We start from the raw sequence: 16,152 nt of genomic DNA, 5'->3' as shown, positions 1-16,152 counted from the left end.
TCCAGATGCAGGCAGAGCCTGATTATCAATGTTTGTCAGACCTGGTGCATTGGCTGGCTCGACGGTTTGATGAGAAGCCTGCTTTTGGTCACCTGGGTGCCAGCATCAGTTTTGCTGATCTGGAGCGCCTGTCTCGCCGGTTTGCTGCCTGGGTGCAGCACGAAACCCACTTGCAGCCCGGTGATCGTATCGCGCTGCAATTGCCCAACCTGATGCAATACCCCGTCGTTCTGTTTGGTGCACGCCGTGCCGGGCTGGTTGTGGTGAATACCAGCCCGATGCACACCGATGACGAACTGGTTCGCCAATTGCGCGACTCTGGTGCGCGCATGCTGGTCAGCACCGCTTACATTCAGCCCTCTACACAACGGGCGCTGGAGCAGACCGAGCTGGAATATCTGGTTACAACCGAAATGGGTGACTTGCACCCTGCGCCCAAGCGGTGGTTGCTGAATCTGGGTGTGCGCAGCCGACGCCTGGGCGTGAAGCGGATGTTGAAACCCTTGCTGAGCCGATTGCCTTTCAGTGTCAGTTCGCTTGATGAAGTCATGCAAAGGGGCGCCCAGCTTATTTGGCAGCCGCCGGATGTTCCTGAGCGCTGGGCGAACCTGGCATTGCTGCAGTACACAGGCGGGACGACCGGCCCGGCCAAGGGCGCCATGCTCAGTGAACAGGCGCTGCTGGCAAACCTGTCCCAGGTCGGTGAGCTGCTGGATGTGGTATCCGTTGAGGGTGCCGAACGGTTGTTGCAGCCCTTGCCGCTCTATCATATCTATTCATTCATGCTGACGTTGGTAATGATGAGCCGAGGGGCCTATACCGAGCTGGTCCCTGATCCGAGAAAGGTGCGACTTCTGGTCAAGGCCTGGGATCGGGTCGAGCCTACGGTATTGGCCGGTATCAACCCTCTCTTCATACACCTTTGTCAGCAGCCCGAATTTCAGCGACTGGATTTCAGTGGTCTCAAGTTAACGATTTCCGGTGGCATGGCGTTGACGCGTTCGGTGGCTTCACGCTGGCAGCAGGTGACCGATAACCAGATATGTGAAGGCTATGGGCTGACCGAATGCTCGCCGGTGGTCAGTGTGAACCGACCTGATGCGATTCGCCTGGGTACCGTAGGTCAACCTGTTCCCGGTACTCATGTAAGGGTGGTCGATGAAAGCGGGAATGCTCTGCCTGCAGGTGAATCAGGACGCATTCAGGTTGCCGGTCCTCAGCTGATGCAGGGTTACTGGCATCAGCCGGAGGAAAGCCGGGCGGTGATGGTCGACGGCTATCTCGATACCGGTGATATAGGGTTTCTGGATGCCAGCGGGCACCTGAAAATTATTGATCGCCTGAAAGAGATTATTAATGTGTCAGGCTTCAATGTGTATCCGAGCGAGCTTGAGGATGTGATCGCCTGTCATCCGGATATTCTGGAATGTGCAGCAGTGGGTTTGCCCGACAGTTGCACCGGGGAGCAGATCAAGCTTTATGTAGTTTCGGCTAATCCGCGCTTGAGTATCAAACAGGTGCGCGAATACTGCCGTGAGCGTCTGACTGCCTATAAGGTACCCAAGTCGGTCGAATTCTGTAAACGTCTGCCACGTACGGCGGTTGGCAAGGTTTGCCGTCGTCAGTTACGAGAGCGCGCCGGGTTGCCCATCGCCAGAGATTAGAAATTGCCGTGCCAGTGTGGATAATGGGCGGCACTTCATTCATCAGCGACAAGGCGTGCCAGATTGTCCCAGCGAATCACCTCTTTGCTACAACAACTTCCCCAGTGTCGTATTGCTGATCGCTTTCCGCTCAGGCGAGCCCTTAAGAACGCGCAGAGCAAGAAGGCCGAAGATGAAGCTGCGCTTGATCAACTTGCGGCCAGGCTGGACGCTTCGATCGAGCGGGTAGAAACGCTGAAAGCCTCTGCTGTTGTCCCGGAGTATCCTGACCTGCCGGTTTCGGCGCGTCGTGAAGAGCTGCTGGACGCTATTCGTGACAATCAGGTTGTTGTGATTGCAGGTGAGACCGGCTCCGGTAAAACCACGCAGATCCCCAAGCTCTGTCTTGAATTGGGGCTTGGCTGCTACGGCATGATTGGCCACACCCAGCCTAGACGACTGGCGGCTCGCACGGTTGCATCACGTATTGCTGAAGAGCTGAAAACCCCACTGGGTGAGCGGGTTGGCTATCAGGTGCGCTTTCATGACCAGGTGTCAGAGAGTACCCAGGTCAAGCTGATGACCGATGGTATCCTGCTGTCAGAAACGCAGCGGGATCGTTTTCTTGAGCAGTATGAAGTCCTCATCATTGATGAAGCTCACGAGCGCAGTCTCAATATTGATTTCCTGCTGGGTTACATCAAGCGGATTCTGCCACGGCGTCCTGATCTAAAGGTCATCATTACTTCAGCAACCATCGACCTGGAGCGCTTTTCCAAGCACTTTGATAATGCGCCTGTTATCGAAGTGTCCGGGCGAACCTATCCGGTTGATGTCCTCTACCGGCCCTTGCATGAGATGGAAGGGGAGGATGAAAAGGCTGTTGATTTGCAGCAGGGGCTTCTGGCCGCTGTCGATGAATTGATAGAAATTGACCTGGCCAAGCGCTCGGGAGGGCCGGGAGATATCCTGGTGTTCCTGCCCGGTGAGCGAGAAATTCGGGAAACGGCAGAAACCCTGCGTAAAGCAAAGCTGCGCGACACCGAAGTGATTCCCTTGTATGCCCGCCTGTCACTGACAGAGCAAAACCGGGTATTCCATGAGCAGCGCAAGGCGGGGCGCCGAATAGTCCTGTCTACAAACGTGGCGGAAACCTCACTGACAGTCCCGGGGATTCGCTATGTTATCGACCCGGGTCAGGCGCGCATATCCCGCTACAGTGTCCGTTCCAAGGTGCAGCGTTTGCCAGTGGAGGCGGTCTCCCAGGCCAGCGCCAACCAGCGCGCCGGCCGCTGTGGCCGTGTTGCCCCCGGTGTCTGTATTCGTCTCTATTCGGAGGAGGATTATCTATCCCGTCCCGAGTTCACTGATGCAGAGATCCGCCGCACCAATCTCGCGGCCGTCATTCTGCAAATGTTGCAATTGAAACTCGGTGATATTCGCGATTTTCCCTTCGTTGATCCGCCCGATACACGCCTGATTAATGACGGCTTCAAGTTGCTGGAAGAGCTGGGAGCGGTTGATACCCAGCGACGTATGACCAAAATTGGCCGTCAGTTGGCGCGCCTGCCGGTGGATCCGCGTATTGCCCGAATGGTTATTGAAGGCGGGCAGCGTGATGCATTACGTGAAGTCATGATTATTGCCAGTGCGCTGAGTGTGCAGGATCCGCGTGAGCGACCTCATGATAAACGCCAGGCGGCAGACCAAAAGCACAAGGAATACGCGGACGAAGAGTCCGACTTCATGACCTTGCTGAATTTGTGGCAGCTATGGAGTGAGCAGCGTGAAGAGCTCAGCCAGAGCCAATTGAGGCGCTGGTGTCAGAAAAACTTTCTCTCCTTCATGCGCCTGCGTGAATGGCGGGATGTGCATCGCCAGCTGCATATCAGTATTCGTGAACTGGGCTTGAAGGAAAACAGTGAGCCTGCTGACTACCGCACCGTGCACACTTCCCTTTTGGCGGGTCTCCTCAGTCATATTGGCTTCAAGCAGGAGAAGGGCGAATACCTCGGGGCTCGCAATCGCCGCTTTAAAATCTTTCCGGCCTCGGGTGTGTTCAAGAAAGCGCCCAAGTGGGTTGTGGCGGCTGAGCTGCTTGAAACCAGTCAGCTGTTTGCCCATCAGGTTGCGCGTATTGAACCTGAGTGGATAGAGCCACTGGCCAAGCATCTGGTTAAGCGCAACTGGTCTGAACCTCGCTGGGAGAAAAAGCGGGCACAGGTGGTGGCAAATGAGCAGGTGAGCCTGTTCGGTGTCATTATCGTGCCCAAGCGCCGGGTTAATTTCGGCGCCATCGATCCCGCTGCCTCGCATGAAATCTTTATACGAAGTGCGCTGGTGGAAGGGGAGTTTAATACCCGTGCACCTTTCTTTCAGCATAATCGCGAACTGCTGGCCAGCGTCGAAGGCCTGGAAGACAAGTCGCGGAGACGTGACCTTCTCGTAGACGAAGAACAGTTGTACCAGTTTTATGCCCAGCGCTTTGATGAGCTGGGCGGTGGGCATGTGGTCAACGGAAAGGGGTTTGAGCATTGGCGCAAGCAGGTGGAAGCCGAAAGTCCTGATGCCCTGTTTATGCGCGAATCTGACGTGCTGCAACGCGACAGTGATCATGTCAGTGAAAATCAGTACCCGGATAGCCTTGCTTTAGATGGTGTGCAATTAAAACTGAACTATCACTTTGAACCGGGCACTGAGCAGGATGGTGTGACTCTTGACTTGCCGCTGGCACTGCTTCGAGTGGCGCCGCTGCAACGCTTGGAATGGCTGGTGCCGGGGCTGCTTGAGGAGAAGGTGGTTGCCATTCTTAAAGGATTGCCCAAGCAGCTGCGTAAGCATTTTGTGCCGGTACCCAATTATGCCGGGGCGTTTTGTGAAGCCGCGGTTTTCGCAGAGGGTGATTTGTACGAGGCATTGTCTCTCCAGTTGCTGAGGATGACCGGCACCCGGGTGCCAGCTGAGACGCTCCGTGAGGTCAAGCTAGATCCGCATCTGTATTTCAATATCAGACTGTTGGATGAACAGGACCGCCAGATCGGTATGGGCCGTGATTGGGAACAGCTCAACAAGCGCTATGGCGACCAGGCGGAAGAGGCTCTTCAATCCGGGCCTTCAGAGCAATGGGGGCAGACGGGCCTGACCAGCTGGAGTTTTGACGATCTGCCAGACGTGGTAAGTCTGCGCCAGGCTGGAGGAATTCAGGTGGAGGCCTGGCCCGGCCTGATTGATCAGGGTGATAGTGTTGAGCTGCGTGTGTTGCCATCAAAGGATCTTGCCAATCAGCAAAGCCTGAGAGGTGTGGCACGTTTAATTTTGCTGGCTTTTCCGGCGCAGCAGCTTAAATATCTGCGGCGTGAGTTACCCAAGTTAAACGAAAGTATAATTCTGACGGGCAAGCTGGTTGATCGCAGAACATTGGAAAATGATGCGTTATTGCTGGCAGCAATGAAGTCGGCTCAGCTGAGTATAGAAAACCTGCCGCGTAACCAAGAAGCCTTTGATGCTGCTTTGGCGCATGCGAAGGCTGATATTGCTGAGTACCTGGTTGAGGTGGGTGAGTTTATCCATCGTTGTCATCGCTCGGTTCACCGTATCAATAAACAACTCAACAAGCGCAATATCAATTTGCAGGCAGTGCCTGTCCTGAATGATATCAAGCAGCAGATGGCAGATTTGATGGGGCCACATTATCTGATCGATATCGATTATGAGTGGCTATCGGAGCTGCCGCGCTACCTGGAAGCGATTGAGGTGCGACTGGAAAAGTATGCGCGCAACCTCAGGCAGCAGTGTGTTTGGTCTGAACAGTTGGCAGAATTTCGCACCAAGTATTTGAAAAAAGAACAGGAATACTCAGCCCGTCATGAGCGTCCTGTGGATTTGATCCGGCTAAGGTGGATGTTGGAAGAGTATCGGGTTTCTCTCTTTGCCCAGCAGTTGGGTACACGTGAAACCGTATCAGAAAAGCGTTTGCGTCAATTATTGCAGACGCTCTGAGGAATAAAGTTCCACAAACTTAATGTTTCCTGTTGATGGGTATCAAAAACAGGGAGAAAACCCCGTTTTCAGAGGGCTGAAAGGCTTGTTTGACGAAAAAGGGTGTGATGTAATGCGGGAAATTAAGGTGGTTGCTCAGTCGTCGCGGGCTTCAAACCTCGCAATGGATGGCAATTGCCAGGCAACATCGCAGGCTTTTGGATTGAAAAAACTCAGGTTTTTGCATTCACTGGTTTGCAATACACTGGATTTATAGTATTTTTCTGGAAGCACCATAAGTGCTAAGAAAAACTAGAATTCACTACTAGTATGTTGAATGAAGGGGAAATGTTGATGAAAAAGTCACTGATTGCTCTGGCTGTTGCTGGTGCCATGACTGCTCCGATGATCGCTCAGGCCGACGCTACTCTGTACGGTTCTCTGCGCGTTAAGATGGTTGACACTGATCTGCAGGAAATGGATATCGCCGATAACTCTTCCCGTATCGGTATCAAAGGTTCTTCTGACCTGTTCTCTGGCGCTAAGGCTATCTACCAGTTCGAGCAGTTTATCAACACTGAAGCTGGTGCTTGGGGCGGTGGTCGTCTGGCATACATCGGTGCTACTGGCGATTTCGGTACCGTTCAGATCGGTCGTATGTGGACTCCGTACGCACTGTGGACCGTATTCACAACTGATATCGTAGACAACGGTACCAGCGGTGACTCTGGCTACATCATCGGCGCGCACCGTACTCCGGAAACTCTGGCGTACATCTCACCGAACATGGGTGGTTTCCAGTTCGCTGGTGCTGTCCTGACTAGCGACTCTGACGATACTTCTGACAGCGAAGTAGCTGAAAACGCTGGTGTTGACGTAGCTCACGTTGCTGCCAAGTTCGAAGCTGCCGGCTTTATGGGTGCGGTTTCTTACCTGGACTACGACGAAGATGCTGTTAAATTCGGCGGAAACGTTTACAACGACGTAGCTTCTCTGGGTCTGTCTTACACTCTGGGCGACCTGTACCTGGGTGCTCGTTACGAAGATCGTGACCTGGTATCTGCTGACGATCAGGATGCGTGGGAACTGGCTGGTTCTTACACCATGGGTCACACTACCCTGCTGGCTAACTACATCGACGACGATATCCGTGACGACGCAATGTGGTCTCTGGAAGCTCAGCAGAAGCTGGGTAAACAGGCTCGCGTATTCGCTTCCTGGGTTGACTACGGCGACAACAACGACGGCGTTGAAGTTGGTTACCGCGTAGACTTCTAAGTCTGACTTTTTTAAAGTCGCTTGAAAAAAGGCTCCTTCGGGAGCCTTTTTTGGTTTTATAGATATCTGATGTAAACAGCGCGGGTTTAATTGCGCGAAGACAGCGGCTAAAATGAAAGCTGCTTCGGCTTTAACTAAGGAATATATATGCTGCCTTTTTCCATGCGTACGGGGGCTCTGGCTACAGCATTGGCCCTGTCTGGGATGGCGCCTGTTGTCGCGGGTGCTGAAGAAGCGGATCCACTGGAAAGGATGAACCGGTCAATTTTTTCGTTTAACGAAACCGTTGATAAATATACCCTCAAACCATTGGCGCAAGGGTATCGCTATATCACACCGGATATTGCCGAAACAGCCGTGAGTAATTTTTTTCACAATCTGCGTGATGTGAATAATCTTGCCAATAATCTCTTTCAGCTGAAATTTGAAGGTGCTGGCAAAAGCCTGGCGCGCCTGGCATTTAATTCCACCTTTGGTCTTGCCGGTTTTATTGATGTTGCCACGCCGATGGGCATAGAGCGCCGTGGCGAGGACTTTGGTCAAACCCTCGGCTATTGGGGCGTACCCAGTGGTCCATATCTGGTGCTGCCGTTTTTCGGACCCAGTACTGTTCGTGATGGTTCGGCCTTGATTGTTGATGTGAATATTGACCTGACCAATCGAATCGATCATGTGCCTACCCGAAACAGTTTATATGGTCTGCTGTTGATTGATACGCGCAGCCGTCTGCTGGAAGCCGAGCAGATTGTTACCGGTGACAAGTATTTGTTCGTGCGCGACGCTTACCTGCAGCGCCGTGACTACCTGATTAATGATGGCCAGGTTAGCGTCCAGTACGATGAGGACTTCTAGTCCGGAGGTATGGTTGCAAGCCTGTCATATTGGGGCTAGTGTGGGGCTTCCAGTATCAGTTTTCATGCCTAAGGCTGATTGATGGACCTACATCACCAAAGGGTGCTGCTGCTTTCAGCCAGTGCCGAAACATCTGACAGGATTTTCGAACTGTGTAGCCAGTGTGATCATCATCAGCTTACACTGGTTCACTGTGCCGATCTCGAAGAGGTTGAGCATCAGCTTGATCACTTTCCTGTTTCTCTCCTGATATTCGATCTGGCGTCGGTTGGCAGCAGTGTCACCATGGATGCGCTGGCGCAACGGCTGAGCCCCAAGCCGCTGGTTGCCTTGATTGAAGAGGGGACGGCGGAGCAGCTGGTTGCTGCACTGAGAAGTGGGGCGGATGATGTGTATGTCATCGGTGAGCTGCAGCTGCATCCCGATCTGTTTATTCAGTCCGTCGAACGCCAGCTCAAGCGGGCACGTTACATTGAAGAGGTTTACAGCCTCAGGGATAGCCTGGAGCGGAGTCTGGATGAACTGCGTGAAGATCAGCATGCTGCCCAGCAGGTTCAGTTAAACCTGCTGCCACCCACCAGTCAGCGAATCAATAGTCTTGAATTTGATTATATTCTCAAGCCCTCGCTGCTGTTGAGTGGGGATTTTGTTGATGCATTTCCCATCAATGATCAGCTCTCCATGTTCTATCTTGCCGATGTGTCGGGCCATGGCGCTTCTTCGGCACTGGTGACAGTGCTGTTGAAAAACATGACGCATCGTCTGTTGCGGAATTATCGTCGCAATTCCAGCTTTGATATTCTCTCGCCGGTTTCAACGCTCGAGCGTATCAACCGTGAAATGCTGCTCACGTCCCTTGGTAAGCATCTGACCATGTTTGTCGGGGTGATCGATCATGATCGCAGCTGTCTCGATTATGCTGTTGGTGGTCACCACCCGCTACCGATACTGCGTCAAAACGGAGAAGTGCGCTATCTTGAAGGTAAGGGTATGCCGCTGGGGCTGTTTGATGAGCCGCATTTTGAGCGCCACTTTTGTGAGCTGGATACGGCTTTTGATATCACGCTTTTTTCCGATGGTATTCTCGAAATTATTGACGGTGACTCTCTCCGCGAAAAAGAAGATTGCTTATTGCGACAGTGTTCAAGTGAATGGGACTCGCCAGAGCAATTATTGCAGAGTATGATGCCTGCCGGACGGGCTGATAACCCGGATGATGTTGCGATCATGAGGGTACGCAGAGACGCTTTATGAGTGATGGCGCGATTTACTACGCGTGTCGTGACGGGCACTATGTGTTGAAGTTTGCCGGTGATGTTCGTTTGACGCTTTGTTCTACTATCGAGCGTCACCTGGACAGTGTTTTGCAGCGTGATGATATCACCGACACTCTGGTTGATTTGACCGAAACCGAGAATATCGACAGCACTTCGCTGGGGCTCATTGCCAAGTTGGCCATCAAGGCTGACAAAAAAGGCATGCCTCAACCGACCCTTGTCTCGACGCGAGATGATATTACCCGCATTCTTATGAGTATGGGCTTTGATCGTGTGTTTGTGCTGGTGCCTGAGTTGCCAGCCGACCGCTGCGAGCTCAAGCAGGTTCCCTTTGTGCAGGAGTCGGAAGATGAGGTGCGCTCAAGGATTCTGGATGCGCATAAGGTGCTCAGCGATTTGAATGACAGCAACCGTGAGGCCTTTAAGGACCTGGTTGCAACGCTGGAGAACTGTCGCTGACAGTTCTCCATTCACGTTTTTTCCCTGCCTGATTTAGCAAGCCGCCAGCAGCTGCTCCAGCTTGACCTGGTCTGCAGCAAAGTTGCGGATACCTTCTGCCAGTTTTTCGTGGGCCATCAGGTCTTCATTCATCTTCCAGCGGAACTGGCTTTCAGTCAGTATTTCGCGCGGGTCATCGCTCTTGGTTTCAGCGGTCAGGCGTCGTTCCAGTTCGCTATCGTCTTCAGCCAGTGCCTGCATCAGGGCAGGGCTGATGGTCAGGCGGTCGCAGCCGGCCAAGGCCTGAATCTCGCCTGTATTACGAAAGCTGGCGCCCATTACGACGGTATTGTAGTCATGGGTTTTAAAGTAGCGATAGATACGGCTGACCGATTGCACACCAGGGTCCTGATCGAAGCTGAAATCGGCATCGGGCTGGCGTTGCTTGTGCCAGTCAAGAATACGGCCGACAAAAGGTGAAATCAGGTAGATACCGGCATCGGCACAGGCTTGAGCCTGGGCAAAACTGAACAGGAGTGTCAGGTTGCAGTTGATGCCTTCCTGTTCCAGCTGGCGCCCGGCTTCAATTCCTTCCCAGGTAGAAGCAATTTTAATCAGTACACGGTCCCGCGGGATGTCCAGTGCTTCATACTGCTGAATCAGTTCGCGGGCCTTGGCAATCGTCGCCTGGGTGTCAAACGACAGGCGTGCATCAACCTCAGTAGAGATGCGTCCCGGGATGATCTGAGTAATTTCGCGGCCAATGAGTACACCAAAGCGATCACTCATGCGTTGCAGCTGATCGTCACCAGTGCCGGCCCAGGCCTTGGCTTCCTGCAATAGTGCGGCGTACTTGCTTTCCTGTGCTGCTTTCAGGAGCAGGGACGGGTTGGTAGTGGCATCGACGGGCTGGTATTCACGGATGGCATCAATGTCACCGGTATCGGCGACGACGGTGGTCATCTGTTTCAGTTGTTGCAGTTGGTCCATCAGTGTATGTCCTGTTGCAGTCGGTTAAATCATTCGGTGTCTGGACTGGGGGTTACCAGTGCCAGTGCCGCGCGAAAGGTGTCGACAGCGGCATCACGTTTGTGGCCATTTTCACTCAGGTAACGGCGGAACTGTTTGCCGCCACGCTGGCCGTGAAAAAGGCCCAGTAGATGTTTGATGACGGCGTAAAGCGGGGCACCCTCGGCCAGGCGTTTTTCGAGGTGGGGGATAAAGGCTTCGGCAACATCCAGGCGGCTCAAATACGGATGGTCGTCATTAAAAAAGCGTGCGTCCGCCTGGCTTAGTAGCGGCCAGGGGTTCTGATAGGCTTCACGGCCAATCATGACACCATCTACATGTTGCAGATGTGTGTCACACTCCTCCAGTGTCTTGATGCCGCCGTTAATAACGACTTCCAGATCGGGGAACAGCTCCTTGATACGGTAGACGCGGTCATACATGAGCGGGGGGATGTCGCGGTTCTCTTTCGGGCTCAAGCCGTCGAGTATCGCTTTGCGTGCATGAATGGTGAAGCTGCGGCAGCCGCTTTGGCGTACCACCTCAACAAAGCGATGCAGATGCTCGAAACTATCCAGATCGTCGATACCCAGGCGGTGTTTCACGGTTACCGGGATATCGACAGCAGCCTGCATCTCGGCCAGGCATTCCGCAACACGTTCAGGGAATTCCATAAGGCAGGCCCCGATCATATTGTTCTGAACGCGATCACTGGGGCAGCCAACATTGAGGTTTACTTCGTCATAACCCCACTCCTGTGCCATGCGCGTGCAGGTGGCAAGGTCTGCAGGATTACTGCCACCCAATTGCAGCGCAATCGGGTGCTCGCTGTCCTCATAGCGCAGGTGGCGGGCCGCATCGCCGTGGATAAGAGCGCCGGTGGTGACCATTTCGGTATACAGCAGTGTATGCCGGGACATCAGGCGGTGGAGGACACGGCAGTCTGATGTTGTCCAGTCCATCATGGGGGCAATGCTGAAGCGGCGATTGACTGAGTCTGGCTGTGCTTGGGGGTGTGTGGAGGTTGTCTTTTCTAATGCCTGTGTATTCATGCGTGCCTACTGCGAGTTTAGCGGTCTGCGTGAAAGCGCGTCCAGGCCCTATGCTGGATCATGAAAGCCAGGGTTGCTCACGCAGAAATTGGACGAGAATTGTATCATAGCGGGCGGGGATTTAAGGCGGCTTTAAGCCTGGCTGTTTATGTTTGCGGCAAAGCGCTGGCCCTGTCATTGAGTGACAGGAAAATCCTCGGTAAAGCAGCAAGCTTTAACGGATTTGTATGGAAACTCTGACAAGCTGGGGCTGTCTTGTAATGGCATGCAAACTGCTGCTGTTTTAATCGGGTGTGTAGCCGTATTCAAACCGGTTCATACTATTCAAATTTAAGGAGCTGTCGTGATCGTAACCAAGTCAACCGGGCTGATTCGCTTTTATCATGCCACCCGATATTCATTAAAAGGGCTTAAGGCGGCCTATCGCTCAGAACCGGCGTTCCGGTATGAAACCTGGGCGGCATTGGCCATGCTGCCCTTCTCGTTCTGGATTGCTCAATCGGGGTTGCAGCTGGGATTGTTGATCAGCACCCTGTTGCTGGTGCTGATCATGGAGTTGGTCAATACGGCAATAGAAGCGATCGTGGACAGGGCTGGTACCGAGTTTCATGCACTGGCTGGGCTGGCGAAGGACCTGGGCTCGGCAGCCGTTTTGTTTAGCCTGTTTATCACGGCGCTTGTCTGGGGCGGCATCATCTATGACAACTTCCTTGTAGGCTAATGCAGGCTGGCATGGCTGCCACCCCTGTTCACAGGCTATAATCCGTTGTTTTCGTAAACCACCAACAGGATCGAGTACAGAGAATCATGACTGTTCGTACCCGTGTAGCGCCGTCTCCCACCGGTGATCCCCATGTGGGCACCGCCTATATCGCACTGTTTAACCTCGCATTCGCCCGCCAGCATGGTGGTCAGTTCATTTTGCGTATCGAGGATACTGACCAGACGCGCAGCACCGATGAGTCGGAACAGGCGATTCTGGATTCCCTGCGCTGGCTGGGTCTGGAATGGGATGAAGGACCTGATGTCGGTGGTGAATACGGGCCCTATCGCCAGAGCGAACGCAAGGACATGTACAAGGACTTTGCCATGCGCCTGGTGGAAGAGGGAACCGCGTTCCTGTGCTTCCGTACCGCCGAAGAGCTGGATGAGCTGCGTGAATCACGCAAGGCTGATGGCAAGCATACAGCGCTGAAGCAGAGCGACCTGGAGCTTCCGCAGGACGAAGTCGAACGCCGTATGGCTGCAGGTATGCCCTATGTTGTGCGCATGAAAGTGCCGGAAGAGGGTGTCTGTGTCATTGATGATATGCTGCGCGGCCCGATCGAGTTGGACTGGGGGCAGGTCGATGCTCAGATTCTGCTGAAGTCTGATGGCATGCCGACCTATCATCTGGCCAACGTGGTCGATGATCACCTGATGAAAATTACCCATGTGATCCGTGGTGAAGAGTGGATCAACTCTGCGCCCAAGCACAAGCTTCTGTATCAGTACTTTGGCTGGGATATGCCGCAGCTGTGCCACATGCCGCTGCTGCGTAACCCTGACAAGTCCAAGCTGTCCAAGCGCAAGAACCCGACCAGCATTCTGTACTATCAGCGCATGGGCTTCCTGCCGGAAGCACTGCTTAACTATCTGGGTCGCATGGGCTGGTCAATGCCGGACGAGCGCGAGAAGTTCAACCGTGATGAAATGTTCGCCAACTTTGACATCCAGCGTGTCTCGCTGGGCGGTCCTGTTTTTGACCAGGAAAAGTTGAGCTGGTTGAATGGCTTGTGGATTCGTGAAGACCTGACACCGGAGCAGTTTGCCGCTCAGGTTCAGAAGTGGGCGCTTAACCCGGAATACTTGATGCAGATTATTCCGCTGATTCAGCCGCGTGTAGAGAAATTCTCCGACGTGGCGCCTCTGGCCGGGTTCTTCCTTAGCGGTATGCTGTCCATTTCCGAGGCGGACTTTGAGCACAAGAAGCTCGAGCAGGAAGAGGTTCAGCGCATCCTGCAGTTCAGTGTCTGGCACCTTGATCAGCAGACAAAATGGGACCGCGACAGCCTGTTTGCCGAGCTGAAAGGTCTGGCCGATGGCATGGAAATCAAGATTCGTGATTTCCTGTTCCCGCTGTTTGTGGCGATTGCCGGTACTTCGCAGAGTGTATCCGTGGTGGATGCCATGTCGATTCTGGGGCCGGATATGAGCCGTGCGCGCTTGCGTCATGCACTGGAAGTGGTGGGTGCACCTTCCAAGAAGGCCACCAAGCGTCTTGAGAAAGAGTACCGTGCGCTAAGCGCATGATTAGACTCATAATTTTTTGTGACGTTTTGCTAAAAAGTGTTTGACACCACCGGGAGGGGCGATTAATATACGCCCCGTCCTGTGACGAGGGGCCTTAGCTCAGCTGGGAGAGCGCAACACTGGCAGTGTTGAGGTCAGCGGTTCGATCCCGCTAGGCTCCACCAATCACATGTGACGCAGCGTTAGTGAAGACTAACCGGACAAAAACTGGACAAAAATAGCGGACAAAAACGCTAACTTGGACTGTATTTGTGACTTTGCGTCCCATTCGTCTAGTGGCCTAGGACACCGCCCTTTCACGGCGGTAACAGGGGTTCGAACCCCCTATGGGACGCCACTTACACCACAGGCTCATGCCTGACCCATTGTGGGGCCTTAGCTCAGCTGGGAGAGCGCGACACTGGCAGTGTCGAGGTCAGCGGTTCGATCCCGCTAGGCTCCACCACTTCTTCTTAATCTCCTGATCTTTTCAAGACGATACCGGAAAAAGGTGATATCAGTTTCAGATATCAGTTTTCGGATGTATCTATTTGATCTTAAATTGTTTTCTGAAGTGGTCCGAAGGTTACAAAAAGGTAACAAAGAGGGCATGAAAAGGTAACTAGCTGTTAAAACGAGCCACCTATCTGATGTTCAGTGAAGGCAATTTCTACAGTTTCATACGGCAGCTCGTGCCCATCCTGGTATAACCTGGTCATCTCTTCGGATGAGTGAGCCATGGCATGCTGGATGGTCTGAATGTGATAGCCGGCATCAGCAGCCAATTTATCGGCCAGTGAGCGGATGTGGTGAAAGCCAGGTGCATCATCGCCAGTAAAGCCTGCATGCTTCCGAGATTCATCAAACATTGCAATCAATCGCCGAGGTGTGACTTGGGCGAGATGTGTCTTCGTTTTACCCAAGCGCCGTTGTTTTGGCCAGTGACTAATCACATAGGGACAACGACGGTTCTGCAGTGACAGGATGCGTGAACGCTGTATTAACTTACGCAGCAACTGGTAGTTGCCCAGATCCCATTTCAAGCGAGCGGCTTTTGCACTGCCTTTCTGGTTTTCCGACTTCCCAATAACCCGCTTAATCAAATTGTCCTCGATATCTTCATCCAAGCGGAGGTCGCAAATATCACCTTCGCGCATGAACGTCAGCAGGCTAATCCCCATCGCAACTTGCAGGCACTCATACCCTAGCTCTCCGGCGCTGTTGTAGATCGCCCAGAAGCCCACACGTGTCAGACGTTTTGCACGTCTTGCCGGCTGGCTGCGCGTGTACAGGCGTGGCCGATCGTCGGCTGTGGTGAAGGGGTTGTAATCCATGCGCGGTAGCAAGTTGCGGCCCATCAGGTAGTTGAAGAACTTCCGGAACTCGGCATGACGGGCTTTCTGCTGGTGATGGCTGAGGGTGTCCCACCAGTCGTTTACGTCTGATCGTTCCAGGTAAGACAACTGTTTGGTGATCGTGCGGGTGAATTGATGAAGTGAATAACAACGGTTCCTCCAGCTGCGCTTAGTTTTCAGGTCAGGTGATTGGGTTTCCCTGTGGTGAATGAAGTCACCCACGTAATGAGCGAGGGTACCCAATCTATTACCGGACGGTTTCGCTGGTGAGGGGTTGTTTCGACGTTCGTTGTTATGGCGTGCGATGAAGTTTGCAGCATCCACCGACTCAGCGGTGAAGTGCCTGAAAGTCCCGTCCGGACGCTTATATCTCCAGTGACATTCCCTGCCTCGGTTATCGGGGTACAGGTTGTCTTCCAGTTTCACTCCATTGAAATAGCGTATTTTTTTCGGGCGGGCCATCAGGCGGTTTCTCTTTACAGCAGGTTAGCTCAACAAGTCTGGAATATTCTCAGATGAATTGCCCATGGGCAGCTCAACGTGTGCGGCGATCTGGTCTTCATCAATATAGGTCATGTCTCCCATGATGCGGCCATTCACTACGCCTTTGCGGATCATCTCTTTCCATTCGTTCTCGGACGGCCCAGAGCGAGGGGCAAAGTACCGCCTGTTCACGGTTCTCCATCTCTGAAGCTGCATACTACCCTCCAGTGGCTTGTTTCTGCCGGTACCGATACCGGCTATATGCCTGGAGAATCTTGGCGAACATGGCAGACGCCTGATCGTTATGATCCAATTCTGCACGACTTTCAACGGCGCAAGCCTGGAGGATAAAGTCACGGGCATCCTGCTCAGTGTGGGTGCCGTCATCCATTACCAGGTTGTATTTCGCCCGGGCGCGACGGTCGAGCCATAGCCTGAACTCCTCGCTTTGGCAGAGCATGGCGGCCTGTCGGGCTTTGCGGCCGCCTTTGTGCCTCTCTTCTAACTGAGGCTCCAT

13 protein-coding genes and 3 tRNA genes are annotated in these 16,152 nt (G+C 53.4%); 11 read left to right on the top strand and 5 right to left on the bottom strand.

What is annotated here, in order from left to right; all coding sequences use genetic code 11:
• Nucleotides 1-5 precede the first annotated feature (5 nt).
• The 6 genes from BW956_RS06110 (at nucleotide 6) to BW956_RS06080 (ending at nucleotide 9,487) form a co-directional block, all read left to right on the top strand.
• Entirely contained in the window at nucleotides 6-1,664 is a 1,659-nt protein-coding gene (locus BW956_RS06110; protein WP_076461660.1) for an AMP-binding protein, read from the top strand.
• Nucleotides 1,665-1,727: 63 nt separating this feature from the next.
• Nucleotides 1,728-5,642: an ATP-dependent RNA helicase HrpA gene (hrpA, locus tag BW956_RS06105; RefSeq protein ID WP_076461658.1), complete on the top strand. Its 3,915-nt coding sequence runs from the start codon at nucleotides 1,728-1,730 to the stop codon at nucleotides 5,640-5,642.
• Between the two features lie 333 nt (nucleotides 5,643-5,975).
• Nucleotides 5,976-6,899, top strand: a complete 924-nt coding sequence (locus BW956_RS06095) for a porin (protein WP_100169850.1) — start codon at nucleotides 5,976-5,978, stop codon at nucleotides 6,897-6,899.
• Between the two features lie 147 nt (nucleotides 6,900-7,046).
• Nucleotides 7,047-7,751: an MlaA family lipoprotein gene (locus tag BW956_RS06090; protein ID WP_010325391.1), complete on the top strand. Its 705-nt coding sequence runs from the start codon at nucleotides 7,047-7,049 to the stop codon at nucleotides 7,749-7,751.
• Nucleotides 7,752-7,832: 81 nt separating this feature from the next.
• A complete protein-coding gene (locus BW956_RS06085) occupies nucleotides 7,833-9,005 on the top strand; it encodes a PP2C family protein-serine/threonine phosphatase (RefSeq protein ID WP_076461654.1) in 1,173 nt (390 codons plus the stop codon).
• On the top strand, nucleotides 9,002-9,487 hold the full coding sequence (locus BW956_RS06080) for an STAS domain-containing protein (protein ID WP_010325393.1): 486 nt from the start codon (nucleotides 9,002-9,004) through the stop codon (nucleotides 9,485-9,487). The genes BW956_RS06085 and BW956_RS06080 overlap by 4 nt, the downstream gene beginning before the upstream one ends.
• 33 nt (nucleotides 9,488-9,520) lie before the next feature.
• Here the strand turns inward: BW956_RS06080 and tal are convergent, their stop codons facing one another.
• Together tal and dusA are read right to left on the bottom strand one after the other, a co-directional pair.
• Nucleotides 9,521-10,456 carry a transaldolase gene (gene tal / locus BW956_RS06075; RefSeq protein WP_276327822.1) on the bottom strand — a complete coding sequence of 312 codons (936 nt, stop codon included), beginning with the start codon at nucleotides 10,454-10,456 and terminating at the stop codon, nucleotides 9,521-9,523.
• 29 nt (nucleotides 10,457-10,485) lie between these two features.
• Nucleotides 10,486-11,526 (bottom strand): tRNA dihydrouridine(20/20a) synthase DusA, encoded by a 1,041-nt coding sequence (gene dusA, locus BW956_RS06070; protein WP_076461650.1) that lies wholly within the window; start codon nucleotides 11,524-11,526, stop codon nucleotides 10,486-10,488.
• Between the two features lie 343 nt (nucleotides 11,527-11,869).
• On the opposite strand from dusA, the gene BW956_RS06065 reads away from it, so the two are divergent.
• The 5 genes from BW956_RS06065 to BW956_RS06045 all read left to right on the top strand — a co-directional run bounded on the left by BW956_RS06065 (nucleotide 11,870) and on the right by BW956_RS06045 (nucleotide 14,263).
• Nucleotides 11,870-12,247 (top strand): diacylglycerol kinase, encoded by a 378-nt coding sequence (locus BW956_RS06065; RefSeq protein ID WP_010325396.1) that lies wholly within the window; start codon nucleotides 11,870-11,872, stop codon nucleotides 12,245-12,247.
• Nucleotides 12,248-12,333: 86 nt separating this feature from the next.
• On the top strand, nucleotides 12,334-13,818 hold the full coding sequence (gltX, locus tag BW956_RS06060; protein ID WP_010325397.1) for a glutamate--tRNA ligase: 1,485 nt from the start codon (nucleotides 12,334-12,336) through the stop codon (nucleotides 13,816-13,818).
• 88 nt (nucleotides 13,819-13,906) lie between these two features.
• Nucleotides 13,907-13,982, top strand: a tRNA-Ala gene (locus BW956_RS06055).
• 97 nt (nucleotides 13,983-14,079) lie between these two features.
• Nucleotides 14,080-14,155: transfer RNA gene (locus BW956_RS06050), tRNA-Glu, on the top strand.
• Nucleotides 14,156-14,187: 32 nt separating this feature from the next.
• Nucleotides 14,188-14,263 (top strand) — tRNA-Ala (locus BW956_RS06045).
• Nucleotides 14,264-14,426: 163 nt separating this feature from the next.
• Here BW956_RS06045 and BW956_RS06040 read toward each other — a convergent pair.
• From BW956_RS06040 to BW956_RS06030, 3 genes are read right to left on the bottom strand one after another with little or no spacing between them, the layout of a single operon-like run.
• The gene (locus BW956_RS06040) at nucleotides 14,427-15,614 is read right to left on the bottom strand and encodes a tyrosine-type recombinase/integrase (protein WP_076461648.1); all 1,188 of its coding nucleotides are present in this window, start codon (nucleotides 15,612-15,614) and stop codon (nucleotides 14,427-14,429) included.
• 24 nt (nucleotides 15,615-15,638) lie between these two features.
• Nucleotides 15,639-15,851 (bottom strand): hypothetical protein, encoded by a 213-nt coding sequence (locus BW956_RS06035; protein WP_076461646.1) that lies wholly within the window; start codon nucleotides 15,849-15,851, stop codon nucleotides 15,639-15,641.
• Nucleotide 15,852: 1 nt separating this feature from the next.
• Nucleotides 15,853-16,152 carry a hypothetical protein gene (locus BW956_RS06030; protein WP_076461644.1) on the bottom strand — a complete coding sequence of 100 codons (300 nt, stop codon included), beginning with the start codon at nucleotides 16,150-16,152 and terminating at the stop codon, nucleotides 15,853-15,855.

The sequence above is a fragment of the Marinobacterium stanieri genome, assembly GCF_900155945.1.
In the GTDB taxonomy this organism is placed as follows: domain Bacteria; phylum Pseudomonadota; class Gammaproteobacteria; order Pseudomonadales; family Balneatricaceae; genus Marinobacterium; species Marinobacterium stanieri.
This window is presented reverse-complemented; position numbering and strand designations above follow the sequence as displayed.